Source organism: Streptomyces sp. NPDC050509 (genome assembly GCF_044457965.1).
Classification (GTDB): domain Bacteria; phylum Actinomycetota; class Actinomycetes; order Streptomycetales; family Streptomycetaceae; genus Streptomyces.
Genome location: NZ_JBITHL010000022.1, coordinates 25,400 through 39,590, shown reverse-complemented (window position 1 = coordinate 39,590; position 14,191 = coordinate 25,400). Strand labels below are relative to the sequence as shown.

Below are 14,191 nucleotides of genomic sequence, written 5' to 3'. Positions count from 1 at the left end.
GCGCCGCCCCCAGTGGCGTACTGCGTGTGTGGTGTACGGGCCCGAATCAGCCCTCGACGCCCAGCTTCTCCAAGATCAATTCACGCACGCGCGCCGCGTCGGCCTGGCCGCGCGTGGCCTTCATGACCGCGCCGACGAGCGCGCCCGCCGCCGCGACCTTGCCGGCCCGGATCTTGTCGGCGACGGCCGCGTTGGCCGCGATCGCCTCGTCCACGGCGGCGCCGAGCGCGCCGTCGTCGGAGACGACCTTGAGACCGCGCTTCTCGACCACGGTGTCCGGGTCGCCCTCGCCCGCGAGCACGCCCTCGATCACCTGGCGGGCCAGCTTGTCGTTGAGGTCACCGGCCGCGACGAGCGCGGCGACACGGGCGACCTGCTCGGGGGTGATGGGCAGTTCGTCCAGCGCGCGGCCCGACTCGTTGGCGTTACGGGCCAGCTCGCCCATCCACCACTTGCGGGCCTGGTCGGCCGGGGCGCCCGCGTCGATCGTGGCGACGATGGACTCGATCGCCCCCGCGTTGAGGATCGACTGCATGTCGTGCTCGGATACGCCCCACTCCTCGCGCAGCCGGTTGCGGCGTACCCGCGGCAGCTCGGGGAGCGTGGCGCGCAGCTCCTCCACCCAGGCGCGGGACGGGGCCACGGGGACGAGGTCGGGCTCCGGGAAGTACCGGTAGTCCTCGGCGTTGTCCTTGATCCGGCCGGAGGTGGTGGAGCCGTCCTCCTCGTGGAAGTGACGGGTCTCCTGGAGGATCGTGCCGCCGCCGTTCAGCACCGCGGCGTGACGCTGGATCTCGAAGCGGGCGGCGCGCTCGACGCTGCGCAGCGAGTTGACGTTCTTGGTCTCGGAGCGGGTGCCGAACTCCTCGCGGCCGTTGGGGCGCAGGGACAGGTTCACGTCGCAGCGCATCTGGCCCATCTCCATCCGGGCCTCGGAGACGCCGAGCGCCTTGATCAGCTCGCGCAGCTCGGCGACGTACGCCTTGGCGACCTCGGGGGCGCGCGCGCCGGCGCCCTCGATGGGCTTGGTGACGATCTCGATGAGCGGGATGCCGGCGCGGTTGTAGTCGAGCAGGGAGTGGGACGCGCCGTGGATCCGGCCCGTGGCGCCGCCGACGTGGGTCGACTTGCCGGTGTCCTCCTCCATGTGGGCGCGCTCGATCTGCACGCGGAAGATCTCGCCGTCCTCCAACTGGACGTCCAGATAGCCGTTGAAGGCGATCGGCTCGTCGTACTGGGAGGTCTGGAAGTTCTTCGGCATGTCCGGGTAGAAGTAGTTCTTCCGGGCGAAGCGGCACCACTCGGCGATCTCGCAGTTGAGCGCGAGCCCGATCTTGATGGCGGACTCGACGCCGATCGCGTTGACGACCGGGAGCGATCCCGGCATGCCCAGACAGGTCGGGCAGGTCTGCGAGTTGGGCGCGGCGCCCAGCTCGGTCGAGCAGCCGCAGAACATCTTGGTCCTGGTGCCGAGCTCGACGTGGACCTCCAGGCCCATGACGGGGTCGTACGCCGCGAGGGCGTCCTCGTACGACACAAGTTCAGTGACGGTCACAGGTACTTCTTCCTCATCAATGCTTCATCGGTGTCGGCCAGCCAGCGCTGGTAGGACGACAGCTTTCCGAGTACGGAGAGATCCACTTCGTCGGCGAGGCGGGCGAAGTAATCGCCGGGATCGGACCGCCGTGCCTTCTTCAGTACGTTCGCCAGCACGCGCTTCGGGTGAGCGGGATGGCCGGGCGCCGGGTTTCCCTGTTCCACGTCGGCGGGGTGGGGATGCGGATGCGCCGACAGGTCGGCGGCCGGCTGCACCCGGGTCAGTGCGGCCCGGTCCGCCAGTACCCACGACTCGGTCATCACCCGGGGACCGAGCAGCACGGGCGCCGCCGCCTGTTTCGGCAGCGCGGACAGCGCCTCCAGCAGCCCGTGGGCATCCGGAATCTCCTTGTGGTCCCGATGGACGAAGAGTACGTCGCACCGCTCGGCCAGTGCCGTGGCCGCCCGGAGGAGAACCTTCGGCTCGGCCGTGGTGTGGACCGGAGCCGTCTCGCAGGGGGTGAGCACCTCGGTGGCCTTCAACGCCCTGGCGTGCAGCGTTTCCTCCAGTTGCCGGATGATCAGCCGTTCGAGGAAGAGCAGGTCGCTCGGGCCCTCCACGAGCAGCCCGAACCTGAGCAGGCGTACACGGCTCACGCGATCACCTGTCCCATGGACTCCAGCAGGCGCTTCACCTGCTCGGCCGTGACGGTGTCGCCCGGCCCCTCGTCCGCCGTGGGTGTACGGACGGGACGGGCCCGGGTCACGGTCGAGACGCCGGTGCGTGCCGGGTCGACGTGCGACGCCTGCTCCAGGAGGACCAGGCTTCCCGAGGCGTCGTCGCGCAGGGCGGAGAGCAGTACGGGAGAGTGCGTGGTCGCGATCAGTTGCCGGAAGCCGTACGTCCGGGTGGCCCTGTCGGTGAGGCCGGGGAAGTCGTCCACGTCTCTGCGCAACCGCCTCACCAGCTCGGCGATCCGGGTCGGGTGCAGGCCGTTCTCGATCTCCTCGACGGCCAGCAGGCCCGCCCGCCGGTCGTCGTACCAGGCGGCCAGCAGGGCGAGGACGCGCATCGTGCCGTCGGACAGCATCGGCGGGGACGTCCAGCCGGTGTGCCGGAACCGTACGTCGAAGTCGTACTCGCCGCGCCGGTCGTCGAACAGCGGCCTGATCCCGGACGCCTCCGGGATCAGCGCGGCCAGGTCGGCCTCCATGTCGCGCAGCTCTTCGGAACCGAGGCGGTGCAGAACGCCCGCCAGATTGCCGCCGTTCGCCAGGAGCGTCAGTTCGTCGCTGCCGCCGAACGGCCGGCGCATGGCGGCGGGATCGAGGGCGATCCGCTCCCAGGTCGCCGTCTCGCTCGCGAGATGACCGAGGAGTTCCTGCGCCGCCTGTGTCGTGGGTCCGCTGTTGGTGGAGTCTCTGCCGCTGAGCGGGGCCCAGTCCGCCCCGTTGCGCTCCACGAACGACGTCTTCGCGGCGGCGAGCGCCGCGCGCAGCGGCCCCGGGATCGCCAGCCGGTCCATCCACTCCGTACGGGTGAGGCTGCTCACCCACACCCGCCCGCCGCGCCAGGTGGCCTTCACCGGCCCGGGCGGAGTGCCCAGCCGGTCGACGGCGAGCCGTACGACCAGCGGGAGCGGTCCGTACGCGCTCGGCACGATCATGCCGATCTTGATCGTCAGGTCGGGCGCGGTGAACGGGCCGCCGGCCCCGTCGGCGTGGTGGAAGAGGTCGCGTGCGGCGAGCCGCGGGTTGTCGCCGTCCAGCGCTCTCGGCAGCCCGGTCGTCACCGCGCGCCGGACGAAGTCCAGGGCGTCCAGGAGGTTCGACTTGCCCGCGCCGTTGACCCCCATCAGCACGGTGCAGGGGCGTACGTCCAGGGCGAAGCCGACGAACGACTTGAAGCCGTCGATCTCGATGCGGGTGATCACCAGGTCACCTCCTTCCGTGGCAACGGTGGCAACAGCGGCGACGGTACGCCGCGGTGCGGGTGCCGGGGCCCGCGAAGGCCCCGGCAACCCGTGCGGTCAGCCCAACAGGACGTCGTCGTCGCCCAGGCGCTTCAGCTCGCGGTACAGGATCGCCAGGCCCGTGACGATGGCCACCGCGGAGACCGCCGCGTCGACCAGCCGGAGCGTGTCGTTCTCCTTGCGGGCCAGCTTGGCCTGCTTCACGACGCCGAAGGCGCCGAGCGCGGTGCTGCCGATGGACAGGTACGTACCGGTCTTGGACTTCTTGAAGCCCTTGGCCTTGCTCATTGCACTGGTCACAGTGACGGTGCCTCCTCCAGCAACGGGTGTCCCCACCTTTCCACGAAGGCCGCTTCGACGGCGGCACCGACCTTGTAGAGCCGGTCGTCCTTCATGGCGGGGGCGACGATCTGCAGACCGACCGGGAGGCCGTCCTCCGGCGCGAGGCCGCAGGGCAGCGACATGGCCGCGTTGCCCGCCATGTTGACGGGGATGGTGCACAGGTCCGCGAGGTACATCGCCATCGGGTCGTCGGTGCGCTCACCGATCCCGAAGGCGGTGGTCGGGGACGTCGGGGAGACGATCACGTCGACCTGCTCGAAGGCCTTCTCGAAGTCCCGGGTGATGAGGGTGCGGACCTTCTGGGCCGAGCCGTAGTACGCGTCGTAGTAGCCGGAGCTGAGCGCGTACGTGCCCAGGATGACGCGGCGCTTGACCTCGTCGCCGAAGCCCGCCTCGCGGGTGAGGGCGGTGACGTCCTCGGCGGAGCGGGTGCCGTCGTCGCCGACGCGCAGGCCGTAGCGCATGGCGTCGAAGCGCGCGAGGTTCGAGGAGCACTCGGACGGCGCGATCAGGTAGTACGCGGCGAGGCTGAGGTCGAAGGACGGGCAGTCCAGCTCGACGATCTCGGCGCCCAGTTCCCTCAGCAGTTCGACCGACTCGTCGAAGCGCTGGAGGACGCCCGCCTGGTACCCCTCGCCGCGGAACTGCCGGACGACGCCGACGCGCATCCCGGCCACCGAGCCGTTGCGGGCGGCCTCGACGACCGGCGGGACCGGTGCGTCGATGGAGGTCGAGTCGAGCGGGTCGTGGCCCGCGATGACCTCGTGCAGCAGCGCGGTGTCCAGCACCGTACGGGCGCACGGGCCGCCCTGGTCGAGGGAGGACGAGAAGGCGACCATGCCGTAGCGGGAGACGCCGCCGTACGTCGGCTTGACGCCGACCGTGCCGGTGAGCGCGGCGGGCTGGCGGATGGAGCCGCCGGTGTCCGTACCGATGGCCAGCGGCGCCTGGTACGAGGCGAGCGAGGCGGACGAGCCGCCGCCGGAGCCGCCGGGGATCTTGGTGAGGTCCCAGGGGTTGCCGGTGGGGCCGTACGCGCTGTTCTCCGTGGAGGACCCCATGGCGAACTCGTCCATGTTGGTCTTGCCGATGATGACGACGTCCGCGGCCCTGAGCTTCTTGGTGAGCGTCGCGTCGTACGGCGGGAGCCAGCCTTCGAGGATCTTGGAGCCGACCGTGGTCGGGATGCCCTCGGTGGTGAAGATGTCCTTCAGCGCGACCGGGACGCCGGCCAGCGGGCCGAGCTTCTCGCCCGCCGCCCGCTTCGCGTCCACGGCGCGCGCCTGGGCGAGCGCGCCCTCGCGGTCGACGTACAGGAAGGCGTGCACCTTCTCGTCGACGGCCTCGATGCGCGCGAGGTGCGCCTCGGTGACCTCGACGGCCGTGAGGTCACCGGAGGCGATCCTCGCGGCGATCTCGGCGGCGGTGAGCTTGATGATGTCCGTCTTGACGGTGTCGGTCATGACTGTTTAGTCCTCCCCCAGGATCTGCGGCACCTTGAAACGCTGCTGCTCCTGGGCAGGGGCGCCGGAAAGCGCCTGCTCGGGGGTGAGCGACGGGCGGACCTCGTCCGCGCGCATGACGTTGGTCAGCGGCAGCGGGTGGGAGGTCGGCGGAACGTCTTGGTCGGCTACCTCGGATACGCGGGCGACCGCGCCGATGATGTCGTCGAGCTGTCCGGCGAAGTGGTCGAGCTCTTCGGCCTTCAGCTCCAGACGCGCCAGCCGGGCGAGGTGGGCGACCTCCTCGCGCGTGATGCCAGGCATGCAGCGATCCTCAGGGGTGAGTGTGATTGGGTTTTCGCCCAATCCTATGGGCGGGCACCCCTGCTCACGAAACGGCCGGTCCACCCCGGAGGTCCGCCCCGGGGACGGAACCCCGGGCGGCCCCGGTCGGGGGTCCGCCCTGACCGTCCCACCACACCCCCGGCACACCGCCGCCGGGGGCTACGTCACCGCCTGGCCCGACTGTTCGCGGGCCCGCGCCGCCTGGGCCCGCGCCGCCTTCAGCTCGGCCGGACGCTGCCAGCCGTGCTCGCCCCTGGCCAGCAGCCAGGCCGTCGCCTCGTGGGGCGGCATCGCGGCGGCCACCAGCCAGCCCTGTACGGCGTCGCAGCCCAGGTCCCGCAGGCGCTCCCAGGTCTCGTCGTCCTCGACGCCCTCCGCGACGACCAGCAGGCCCAGGGAGTGCGCCAGGTCGACCGTGCAGCGGACGATCTCCGCGTCCTCGGTGTCGACCGCGAGACGGGCCACGAAGGAGCGGTCGATCTTCAGCTCGCTCACCGGCAGCCGCCGGAGATGAACCAGCGAGGAGTACCCCGTACCGAAGTCGTCGAGCGACATCTTCACCCCGTGCCCGGTGAGACCGGCGAGGGTGTCGGCGGCGCGCTGGGGGTCCTCCAGGAGGACGTGTTCCGTTATCTCCAACTGGAGGGAGCAGGCCGGGACGCCGTGCCGGGCCAGCCGCGCCGCCACCGAGCCCGCGAACCCGGGGGTGTGCACGTCCCGCGGCGAGACATTGACGGCGACCGGCACCATCAGTCCCTGCGCCCGCCAGCGGGCGACCTGAGCGAGAGCGGTGTCCAGTACGTACTCCGTGAGGTGAGGCATCAGACCGGAGGACTCGGCGATCGCGATGAACTCGTCCGGAGGGACGCGGCCACGCTCGGGATGCACCCAGCGCACCAGCGCCTCCAGGCCGGCGACCTGGCCGTCGAAGCGGACCTTCGGCTGGTAGTGCAGCTCCACCTCCCGCGCGTCCAGCGCGCGGCGCAGATCGCCCAGGAGTCCGAGGCGGTCGGGGGTGTTGGAGTCCCGCTTGGACTCGTAGACCTCCACGCCCGTACGGTCCCGCTTCGCCTGGTACATGGCGACGTCCGCCCGCTGGAGCAGCCCCTCCGCGTCGAGCGCGTGCTCGGGGTAGACGGCGACCCCGGCGCTCGCCTCCAGGACGAGGGTGAGGCCGTCGAGGTCCAGCGAGGAGGAGAGGTCGGCCACGAGATGACGGGCGACGCGCTGCGCGCTGGTCGTGGAGTCGCATGTCGGGAGCAGTACGGCGAACTCGTCGCCGCCGAGCCGCGCGGCCTCGGCCCCGCGCGGCAGGGCCAGCCGGAGCCGGTCCGCTATCTGCAGCAGCAGCCGGTCCCCCGCCAGGTGGCCGAGCGTGTCGTTGACGGAACGGAACCGGTCCAGGTCGATCAGGACCAGCGCCGCTCTGGCGCCCTGGCCCTCCGCCTCCTCCAGCGCCGACCAGGTGCGCTCCAGCAGCCACTGCCGGTTGGGGAGTTTGGTCAGCGGGTCGCGGAGCTGTTCCTCGGCGCGCGCCCTGGCGATCCAGAGGGTGGAGTCGAGGGCTATCAGCGGGATGGCGAAGAGCGGCAGGAGGACCGGCTGCGACATCGCGACGACGCAGATCAGCGGGGCGATGCCGAGCAGGGCGACCGCGACGAGACCCTGCCGGTAGAGGGCCGTACGGGCGGCGGCCGGCAGCCCCGGGCCCTGCGGGGCCAGCGCGTACCAGAGCAGCAGCCGGGTGACCGTGAGCTGGGCGCCCGCCGCGAGCACGATCTCCGGGACGTCGCCGATGGTCCAGTCGAGCGGCTGCCAGGGGTGCTCGGCGGTGGGGACCACGCCGAACAGCGCCAGGGCGAGGGCGGCGGCCCCGGTCCCCAGCAGGTCGGCCGCGCCGTGCAGGACGCCCTGGCGCCAGCGGTGCCTGCGGGCCACGCCGACCAGGACGACGACGGCGAGGCTGACCAGTCCGGCCGCGACCCAGCCGTACAGCAGCAGCACGGCGAGGGTGAGGGCCGCGCCCGAGCCGGTCCCGCCCCACCAGCGGTCGCGGCCGAGGGCGACGAGATGGCCGACGATGACGCCGGTGAGGACGGCCAGCGCCCAGCCGGCGTCGGAGCCGGGGAACAGCGCGTGGCCGTCCCTCAGTGTCCACACCACGCCGGTCACCAGAACGACCACGGCGAGTCCCACCACCAGAACGGGCGTTCTGGCGACCATGCCCCCAAATCCCGCGAAACCGCGCGGGGGTGTGACCGGGGCAGCGCTCTCGGTCGGTTTCATTCCCGTCCCTCTCACAGCCGGCGGAGCCGATGCCACGCGATGGCACGTTGTCGTGCAACACGGCTGGAATCGGACTACTGAGCCGTGTTCGACAGGCGCACATCTCAACAGTAGGCCGCGAAAGGCCTCGACGGGCAGCGCTCTACATCTGTTGCCCGAATGCGACCGGCCCATCCCTATCCATCTGGTATGCGCCGAACGGGTGAGCTTGACGGCCCGAAATCGACGGTGTGAAGTCGCGCACCGCGAGGGCGGGGCGCCTCACTCCTCCGGTGCGGCCGAGGCCTCCTCGGGGTTCGTGCGCACCTCTTCGGGGGACGACGATGCCTCTTCCCCGGTGGCGGCGGGCTCTTCGGGGGTGAGCGCGGCCTCCCTGGCGGCGTCCGGGCCCTGTTCGAGCAGGACGGTGAGCCCTTCTCCGTCCAGGACGGGCACCTTCAACTGCATCGCCTTGTCGTACTTCGACCCGGGGTTCTCACCGACCACCACGAAGGCGGTCTTCTTCGAAACCGAGCCGGTCACCTTCGCTCCCCGGCTCTGCAGCGCCTCTTTCGCGCCATCCCGCGTGTACTGCTCCAGCGTGCCCGTCACCACGACCGTGAGCCCTTCCAGCGGCCGGGGGCCGTCGTCCTCGCCCGAGCCTTCCTCCTCCATCCGGACGCCCGCCGCACGCCACTTGCGCAGGATCTCGCGGTGCCAGTCGACCGCGAACCACTCCTTGAGCGAGGCCGCGATGATCGGTCCGACGCCCGCGACGTCCGCCAGTTCTTCCTCCGTCGCCTCGTCGATCCGGTCGATCGAGCGGAACTCCCTGGCCAGCGCCTCGGAGGCGACCGGCCCCACATGGCGCATGGAGAGTCCGGCGATGATCCGGGCGAGCGGGCGCTCCTTGGCCGCCGCGATGTTCTCCAGCATCGCGAGGGCGTTCTTCCGTGGCTCGCCCGCCTGGTTGGCGAAGACGGTGGCGATTTTCTCCTCGCCGGTCTTCGGGTCGCGCTTGGGCAGACCGCTGTCCTGGTCGAGGACGTACGCCGTGATGGGCAGCAGCCGTTCGATGGTGAGGTCGAAGAGATCGCCCTCGTCCAGCAGCGGAGGAATGGCCGGTTCCAGCGGCTTGGTCAGGGCGGCGGCGGCGACATAGCCGAAGTTCTCGATGTCCAGGCACTTGCGGCCCGCGAGATAGAACAGCCGCTCGCGCAACTGGGCGGGGCAGGTGCGGGCGTTGGGACACCGGATGTCGATGTCCCCCTCCTTCATCGCGCGCAGCGGCGTACCGCACTCGGGGCACTCGGTCGGCATCACGAACTCATGGGCGTCCGCTGGCCGCAGGTCGACGACCGGGCCGAGGATCTCCGGGATGACGTCACCGGCCTTGCGCAGCACGACCGTGTCGCCGATCCAGACGCCCTTGGCCCGCACCACGTCCTGGTTGTGCAGGGTGGCGAACTCGACCTCGGAGCCCGCCACCGTGACCGGCTCGACCTGGGCGTAGGGCGTGACCCGCCCCGTACGGCCCACGCCGACCCGGATGTTCACCAGTTTCGTGTTGACCTCCTCCGGCGCGTACTTCCAGGCGATGGCCCAGCGCGGCGCGCGCGAGGTGGAGCCCAGCCGGCCTTGGAGCGGGATCTCGTCGAGCTTGACGACGACGCCGTCGATCTCGTGCTCCACGGAGTGGCGGTTCTCCCCGAAGTACGCGATGAACTCCCTGACCTCCGCGACCGATCCGACCACCTTGTTGTGACGGGCGGTCGGCAGCCCCCACTCGCTCAGCAGCTCGTAGGCGTGGGAGAGGCAGTCGATGTCGAAGCCCTCGCGGGCCCCGATGCCGTGCACCACCATGTGCAGCGGGCGGGTCGCGGTGACCTTCGGGTCCTTCTGGCGCAGCGAACCCGCCGCCGCGTTGCGCGGGTTGGCGAAGGGCTTGTCGCCGGCCTCCACCAGACGCGCGTTCAGCTCCTGGAAGGCGTCCATCGGGAAGTAGACCTCGCCGCGGATCTCCACCAGCTCGGGGATGCGCTCCCCTTCGAGGCGGTGCGGGATCTCCGCGATCGTGCGGACGTTGGGCGTGATGTCCTCGCCCGTCCGGCCGTCGCCCCGGGTGGCGGCGCGGGTCAGCCTGCCGTGCTCGTACGTCAGGTTGACCGCGAGCCCGTCGACCTTCAGCTCGCACAGGTAGTGGAAGTCCGGCGTGCCCACGTCCTTGGCGACGCGGTCGGCCCAGGCCCCCAGCTCCTCGTCGTCGAAGGCGTTGTCGAGGGAGAGCATCCGCTCGCGGTGCTGGACCGCGGAGAACGCCGCGTGGGCGAAAGCTGCGGCGTACGCCCCCGCGACCTTCTGCGTCGGCGAGTCGGGCGTGCGCAGCTCCGCGTACGTCTCCTCCAGCGCCTCCAGGGTGCGCAGCAGCCGGTCGAACTCGCCGTCGCTGACGATCGGCTGGTCCTTCACGTAGTACCGGAAGCGGTGCTCCTCGATCTGCTCGGCGAGGAGGGCATGCCGCTCCCGCACCTCAGCGGGCACCACACTCTGCTGTTCGCCTGCCACCGTCTCGTCCTCCCGATCACCATGGCCCGGTCGTCCGGGACCGTCACTCAGGGTTGTCCGCGAGGGATCTCGCGGCCCTGACGCAGTGCGCCGTCGCGGCGTGCGCGTACGTGGGTGAGGCACCCGCGAGCCCGCATGTCGGCGTGAGCACCACGGACTCCGTCAGAGTCCCCGGATCGAGCCCCAGCCTGCGCCACAGCGTCCTGACACCCATGACGCTACCGGCAGGGTCTGACAACGGGCCGTCCGTGCCCGCCACGATCCCCGCGAACAGCTTCGTGCCGGCCTCAACGGCCTCCCCGATCGTCTCCTCGTCACGCTCGGTGAGCAGACCGAAATCGAACGAAACGGCCGCCGCGCCCGCCCGCCGCAGCAGCGCGAAGGGCACGTCCGGCGCGCAGGAGTGCACGACCGCGGCCCCGGGCGCGAGCGCCGTCAGCTCGCGCAGCGCGCCCTCCACGACCTGCCGGTCCACGGCCCGGTGGGTGCGGTAGCCGCTGGCGGTCCTGACGTGTCCGCGCAGGACGGCGGTGAGGGACGGTTCGTCGATCTGGAGGACGACCGAGGCGCCCGGCACCCGGCGCCGTACGTCGGCGAGGTGCGCGCTCACCCCCTCCACCAGGGACGCGGTCAGGTCCCGGCAGGCGCCGGGGTCGCCGAGGGCGGACTCGCCGCCGCGCAGCTCCAGGCCGGCGGCCAGGGTCCACGGTCCGACCACCTGGACCTTGAGCGGCCCCTCGTACCCCTGGGTGAACTCCTCCAGCGCGTCGAGGTCCTCCCCCAGCCAGGACCTCGCCCTCTTGGTGTCCCGCCCCGGACGGTCCCCGATCCGCCAGCCGCTGGGCTCCACGCGCGCGTAGATCTCCGCGAGGAGTCCGGTCGTACGGCCGATCATGTCGGCGCCCGGTCCCCGCGCGGGGAGTTCGGCGAGGTACGGGAACTCCTCGAAGGTCCCGGTGACGGCGCGGGCTGCCTCCCGCGCGTCGCCGCCCGGCATGGAGCCGACGCCGGTGGCGGGCCCCCAGAGCGGCGCGGCGGGTGCGGCGTCCTCCCGGGGGCTGTCGGACGGCCCGGTCATCGGCCCGGCCGTACGGTCACGTCGTCGATCTGCGCGTCACGCGGCAGGTCGAGCGCGGCCACGATCGTCGTCGCGACCGACTCGGGGTCGATCCAGCGGGACGCGTCGTACTCCTTGCCCTCCTGCTGGTGCACCTTGGCCTGCATGGGGCTCGCCGTACGTCCCGGGTACACGGAGGTGACCCGCACGCCGTTCGGCCGCTCCTCGTCGCGCACCGCGTCGGCCAGCGCCTTCAGTCCGTGCTTGGAGGCGGCGTACGCGCTCCACTGGGCGTGGGCGCGCAGCCCGGCGCCCGAGTTGACGAAGACGATCTGCCCGTGGGAGGCGCGGAGCTGCGGCAGGAGCAGCCGGGTCAGCTCCGCCGGGGAGATCAGGTTCACGGCGAGCTGGTTGTGCCACGTCTTGGGGGTCAGTTCCCCGACCTCGCCCAGCTCGACGACGCCCGCGATGTGCAGGAGCGAGTCGAGCCGGTCGGGGAGTTCCTGCTGACCGAGCGCCCAGGAGAGCCGGTCGGGGTTGGCGAGGTCGCCGACGAGGGTACGGGCGCCGGGCAGGGCCTGCGCGAGTTCTCTGGCGCGGCCGGCGTCGCGTGCGAACAGGATCAGGTCGTCGCCGCGTTCGTGCAGCCGGCGCGCGACGGCGGCGCCGATGCCCGAGCCCGCACCGGTGAGGAGATGGGTAGCCATGCGGTCATCGTCGCATCACGACGACCCGATGACCGCACGCCCTCGGCGATCACTGGACCGCGCTCACTGAACACCGAGCGCCTCCTCCAGGTAGGCGAGGGCGCCGACCCCGTCCTCGGCGAAGAAGACCAGGTCGGTGAGGGGCAGCGGCAGGAAGCCCTCGGCTTCCATCCGCCGGAACTGCTCCTTCAGTCCGTCGTAGAAGCCGGCCGTGTTGAGCAGCACCACGGGGTGGGAGTGCATGCCGTGCTTCTTCAGCTCCAGGATCTCGGTGGCCTCGTCCAGCGTCCCCGTACCGCCGACCATGACCACCACGGCGTCGGACTTGGCGAGCAGCAGGGCCTTGCGCTCCGCGAGGTCCTTCGCGACCACCATCTCGTCGGCGTTCGGCCGGGCCACGGCCTGGAGGAAGTCCACCGAGACCCCGACCAACCGGCCCCCGCCCTCCTGCACCCCGTCGGCGACGACCTTCATCAGCCCGCTGTCGGACCCGCCCCAGACGAGGGTGTGGCCGCCCTTGCCGATCAGTTCGGCGAATTCGCGGGCGGGGCGGGTGTAGCGCTCGTCGAGGTCGGCGGCGGAGAGGAAGACACAGATATTCATGGCGTGAACGGTACGGGCTGACCACTCCCTATCACGGGGCAGCCCGTAAGGGCGGGGAAGAGCGCGGCGTGCGAGGTTGCTGAACAGGAGAGGGAGAACCGACACCGCCGAAGGGACCGATCACGATGACCGCAGGACACACCATCACCGTCGAGCAGGGCACGGAGCACGTACGCGTCGTACGGGACGGGCAGGTCGTCGCGGAGAGCCGCGCTCCACTGGTGCTGCGCGAGACGGGCTGTCCGGCCCGCTACTACCTGCCGCCGCAGGACGTACGGACGGAGCTGCTGACGCCCTCGGAGACCACGACCCACTGCCCGTTCAAGGGCGACGCGTCCTACTGGTCGCTGCCGGACGCCCCGGACCTGGTCTGGGCCTACCCCACCCCGAAAGCTGAAGTGGCCCAGGTCAAGGACCACTTCTGCTTCTACGACACCGAGGTGGTGGCCGCCTGAGAAGGCCGGACTGAGGCCCTGAGAAGGCCCCAGGGAGGCCCTAAGAAGGCGGGCGCGAAAAAACTTCCTTCATGGAGCGATGAGTTGGGCGCGGCCCGCCGGTCTGACTCTCCATGGACAACGTGTGCAAGGTGAAGTCGGGGGACGGCACCCCGATCGCTTACCGGCGGTCGGGCAAGGGGCCGCCGGTGATTCTGGTGGGGGGCGCGTTCAGCACGGCGGAGTCGGAGGCGCCGCTGGCCCGGCTGCTCGCGCCGCGCTTCACCACGATCACCTATGACCGGCGGGGCCGGGGCGCCAGCGGCGACCGGGCCCCGTACGCCGTGGAGCGTGAGGTCGAGGACCTCGCGGCGCTGCTCGCGGCGGTCGGGGGCAGCGCGGCGCTGTACGGGGTGTCCTCGGGCGGGGCGCTGGTCCTGGAGGCGGTGGCTGCGGGGCTGCCGGTCACCCAGTTCGCGGTGTACGAGCCGCCGTACGCCACCGACCCGGCCGCCCTGCCGGCGAAGGCCGCGTACACGGAGCGGCTGACGGAGCTGCTGGCGCGCGGGGAGCGGGACGAGGCGGTGGAGCTGTTCCTGTCGGCCATGGAGCTGCACCCGGCGACGATCGCGGCGATGCGCCGGTCCTCGCTCTGGCCGGACCTGGCGGCGGTGGCCCACACCCTCGCGTACGACAACCAGGTACTGGGCGAGGGGCTGATCCCGGCCCGCCGTCTGTCGGCGGTCAGGACCCGCGCGATGGTCGTGGACGGCGGCGCCAGCCCCGCACTGGTACGCGACGCGGCCCGCGCGGCGGCCGCGGCACTCCCCCGCGGCAGACACCGCACCCTGACGGGCCAGACGCACGAGGTGGCGCCGCATGTGCTGGCGCCGGTGCTGGAGGAGTTCTTCGCGGCGTGACG

The 14,191-nt window shown here is 71.5% G+C and carries 13 protein-coding genes; 2 read left to right on the top strand and 11 right to left on the bottom strand.

What is annotated here, in order from left to right:
- Nucleotides 1–46: 46 nt before the first annotated feature.
- The 11 genes from gatB to ACIBJC_RS37775 form a co-directional block, all read right to left on the bottom strand.
- Nucleotides 47–1,555 carry an Asp-tRNA(Asn)/Glu-tRNA(Gln) amidotransferase subunit GatB gene (gene gatB, locus ACIBJC_RS37825; protein WP_399300956.1) on the bottom strand — a complete coding sequence of 503 codons (1,509 nt, stop codon included), beginning with the start codon at nucleotides 1,553–1,555 and terminating at the stop codon, nucleotides 47–49.
- Nucleotides 1,552–2,193 carry a hypothetical protein gene (locus ACIBJC_RS37820; protein WP_399300954.1) on the bottom strand — a complete coding sequence of 214 codons (642 nt, stop codon included), beginning with the start codon at nucleotides 2,191–2,193 and terminating at the stop codon, nucleotides 1,552–1,554. Before ACIBJC_RS37820 ends, gatB begins: the two co-directional genes overlap by 4 nt.
- Nucleotides 2,190–3,470 (bottom strand): AAA family ATPase, encoded by a 1,281-nt coding sequence (locus tag ACIBJC_RS37815; protein WP_399300952.1) that lies wholly within the window; start codon nucleotides 3,468–3,470, stop codon nucleotides 2,190–2,192. Before ACIBJC_RS37815 ends, ACIBJC_RS37820 begins: the two co-directional genes overlap by 4 nt.
- A 96-nt stretch (nucleotides 3,471–3,566) precedes the next feature.
- A complete protein-coding gene (locus tag ACIBJC_RS37810; RefSeq protein WP_399301022.1) occupies nucleotides 3,567–3,797 on the bottom strand; it encodes a hypothetical protein in 231 nt (76 codons plus the stop codon).
- Nucleotides 3,798–3,805: 8 nt separating this feature from the next.
- A complete protein-coding gene (gene gatA / locus ACIBJC_RS37805; protein WP_399300951.1) occupies nucleotides 3,806–5,314 on the bottom strand; it encodes an Asp-tRNA(Asn)/Glu-tRNA(Gln) amidotransferase subunit GatA in 1,509 nt (502 codons plus the stop codon).
- A 6-nt stretch (nucleotides 5,315–5,320) separates the two neighbouring features.
- On the bottom strand, nucleotides 5,321–5,617 hold the full coding sequence (gatC, locus tag ACIBJC_RS37800; protein WP_010984178.1) for an Asp-tRNA(Asn)/Glu-tRNA(Gln) amidotransferase subunit GatC: 297 nt from the start codon (nucleotides 5,615–5,617) through the stop codon (nucleotides 5,321–5,323).
- A gap of 180 nt (nucleotides 5,618–5,797) precedes the next feature.
- On the bottom strand, nucleotides 5,798–7,924 hold the full coding sequence (locus ACIBJC_RS37795; RefSeq protein WP_399300948.1) for a putative bifunctional diguanylate cyclase/phosphodiesterase: 2,127 nt from the start codon (nucleotides 7,922–7,924) through the stop codon (nucleotides 5,798–5,800).
- 261 nt (nucleotides 7,925–8,185) lie between these two features.
- Entirely contained in the window at nucleotides 8,186–10,468 is a 2,283-nt protein-coding gene (gene ligA, locus ACIBJC_RS37790; protein WP_399300947.1) for an NAD-dependent DNA ligase LigA, read from the bottom strand.
- 43 nt (nucleotides 10,469–10,511) lie between these two features.
- The gene (locus ACIBJC_RS37785; RefSeq protein WP_399300945.1) at nucleotides 10,512–11,546 is read right to left on the bottom strand and encodes a methionine synthase; all 1,035 of its coding nucleotides are present in this window, start codon (nucleotides 11,544–11,546) and stop codon (nucleotides 10,512–10,514) included.
- Complete coding sequence (locus tag ACIBJC_RS37780) at nucleotides 11,543–12,232, bottom strand: SDR family oxidoreductase (RefSeq protein WP_399300943.1); 690 nt, start codon at nucleotides 12,230–12,232, stop codon at nucleotides 11,543–11,545. The genes ACIBJC_RS37785 and ACIBJC_RS37780 overlap by 4 nt, the downstream gene beginning before the upstream one ends.
- 63 nt (nucleotides 12,233–12,295) lie before the next feature.
- Complete coding sequence (locus tag ACIBJC_RS37775) at nucleotides 12,296–12,835, bottom strand: TIGR00730 family Rossman fold protein (RefSeq protein ID WP_399300941.1); 540 nt, start codon at nucleotides 12,833–12,835, stop codon at nucleotides 12,296–12,298.
- Between the two features lie 125 nt (nucleotides 12,836–12,960).
- Here ACIBJC_RS37775 and ACIBJC_RS37770 point away from each other — a divergent pair, with 125 nt between their 5' ends.
- Together ACIBJC_RS37770 and ACIBJC_RS37765 are read left to right on the top strand one after the other, a co-directional pair.
- A complete protein-coding gene (locus tag ACIBJC_RS37770; RefSeq protein WP_399300939.1) occupies nucleotides 12,961–13,290 on the top strand; it encodes a DUF427 domain-containing protein in 330 nt (109 codons plus the stop codon).
- Between the two features lie 122 nt (nucleotides 13,291–13,412).
- Nucleotides 13,413–14,189, top strand: coding sequence for an alpha/beta fold hydrolase (locus ACIBJC_RS37765; protein WP_399301021.1), 777 nt, complete (start codon nucleotides 13,413–13,415; stop codon nucleotides 14,187–14,189).
- Nucleotides 14,190–14,191: the final 2 nt, after the last annotated feature.

Bases quoted from the DNA above. Each gene is read 5' to 3' on its own strand.
- ACIBJC_RS37795 (WP_399300948.1), bottom strand. From the start codon at position 7,924: ATGAAACCGACCGAGAGCGCTGCCCCGGTCACACCCCCGCGCGGTTTC.
- ACIBJC_RS37775 (WP_399300941.1), bottom strand. From the start codon at position 12,835: ATGAATATCTGTGTCTTCCTCTCCGCCGCCGACCTCGACGAGCGCTAC.
- ACIBJC_RS37770 (WP_399300939.1), top strand. From the start codon at position 12,961: ATGACCGCAGGACACACCATCACCGTCGAGCAGGGCACGGAGCACGTA.
- gatA (WP_399300951.1), bottom strand. From the start codon at position 5,314: ATGACCGACACCGTCAAGACGGACATCATCAAGCTCACCGCCGCCGAG.
- ACIBJC_RS37780 (WP_399300943.1), bottom strand. From the start codon at position 12,232: ATGGCTACCCATCTCCTCACCGGTGCGGGCTCGGGCATCGGCGCCGCC.
- ACIBJC_RS37810 (WP_399301022.1), bottom strand. From the start codon at position 3,797: ATGAGCAAGGCCAAGGGCTTCAAGAAGTCCAAGACCGGTACGTACCTG.
- gatC (WP_010984178.1), bottom strand. From the start codon at position 5,617: ATGCCTGGCATCACGCGCGAGGAGGTCGCCCACCTCGCCCGGCTGGCG.
- ACIBJC_RS37785 (WP_399300945.1), bottom strand. From the start codon at position 11,546: ATGACCGGGCCGTCCGACAGCCCCCGGGAGGACGCCGCACCCGCCGCG.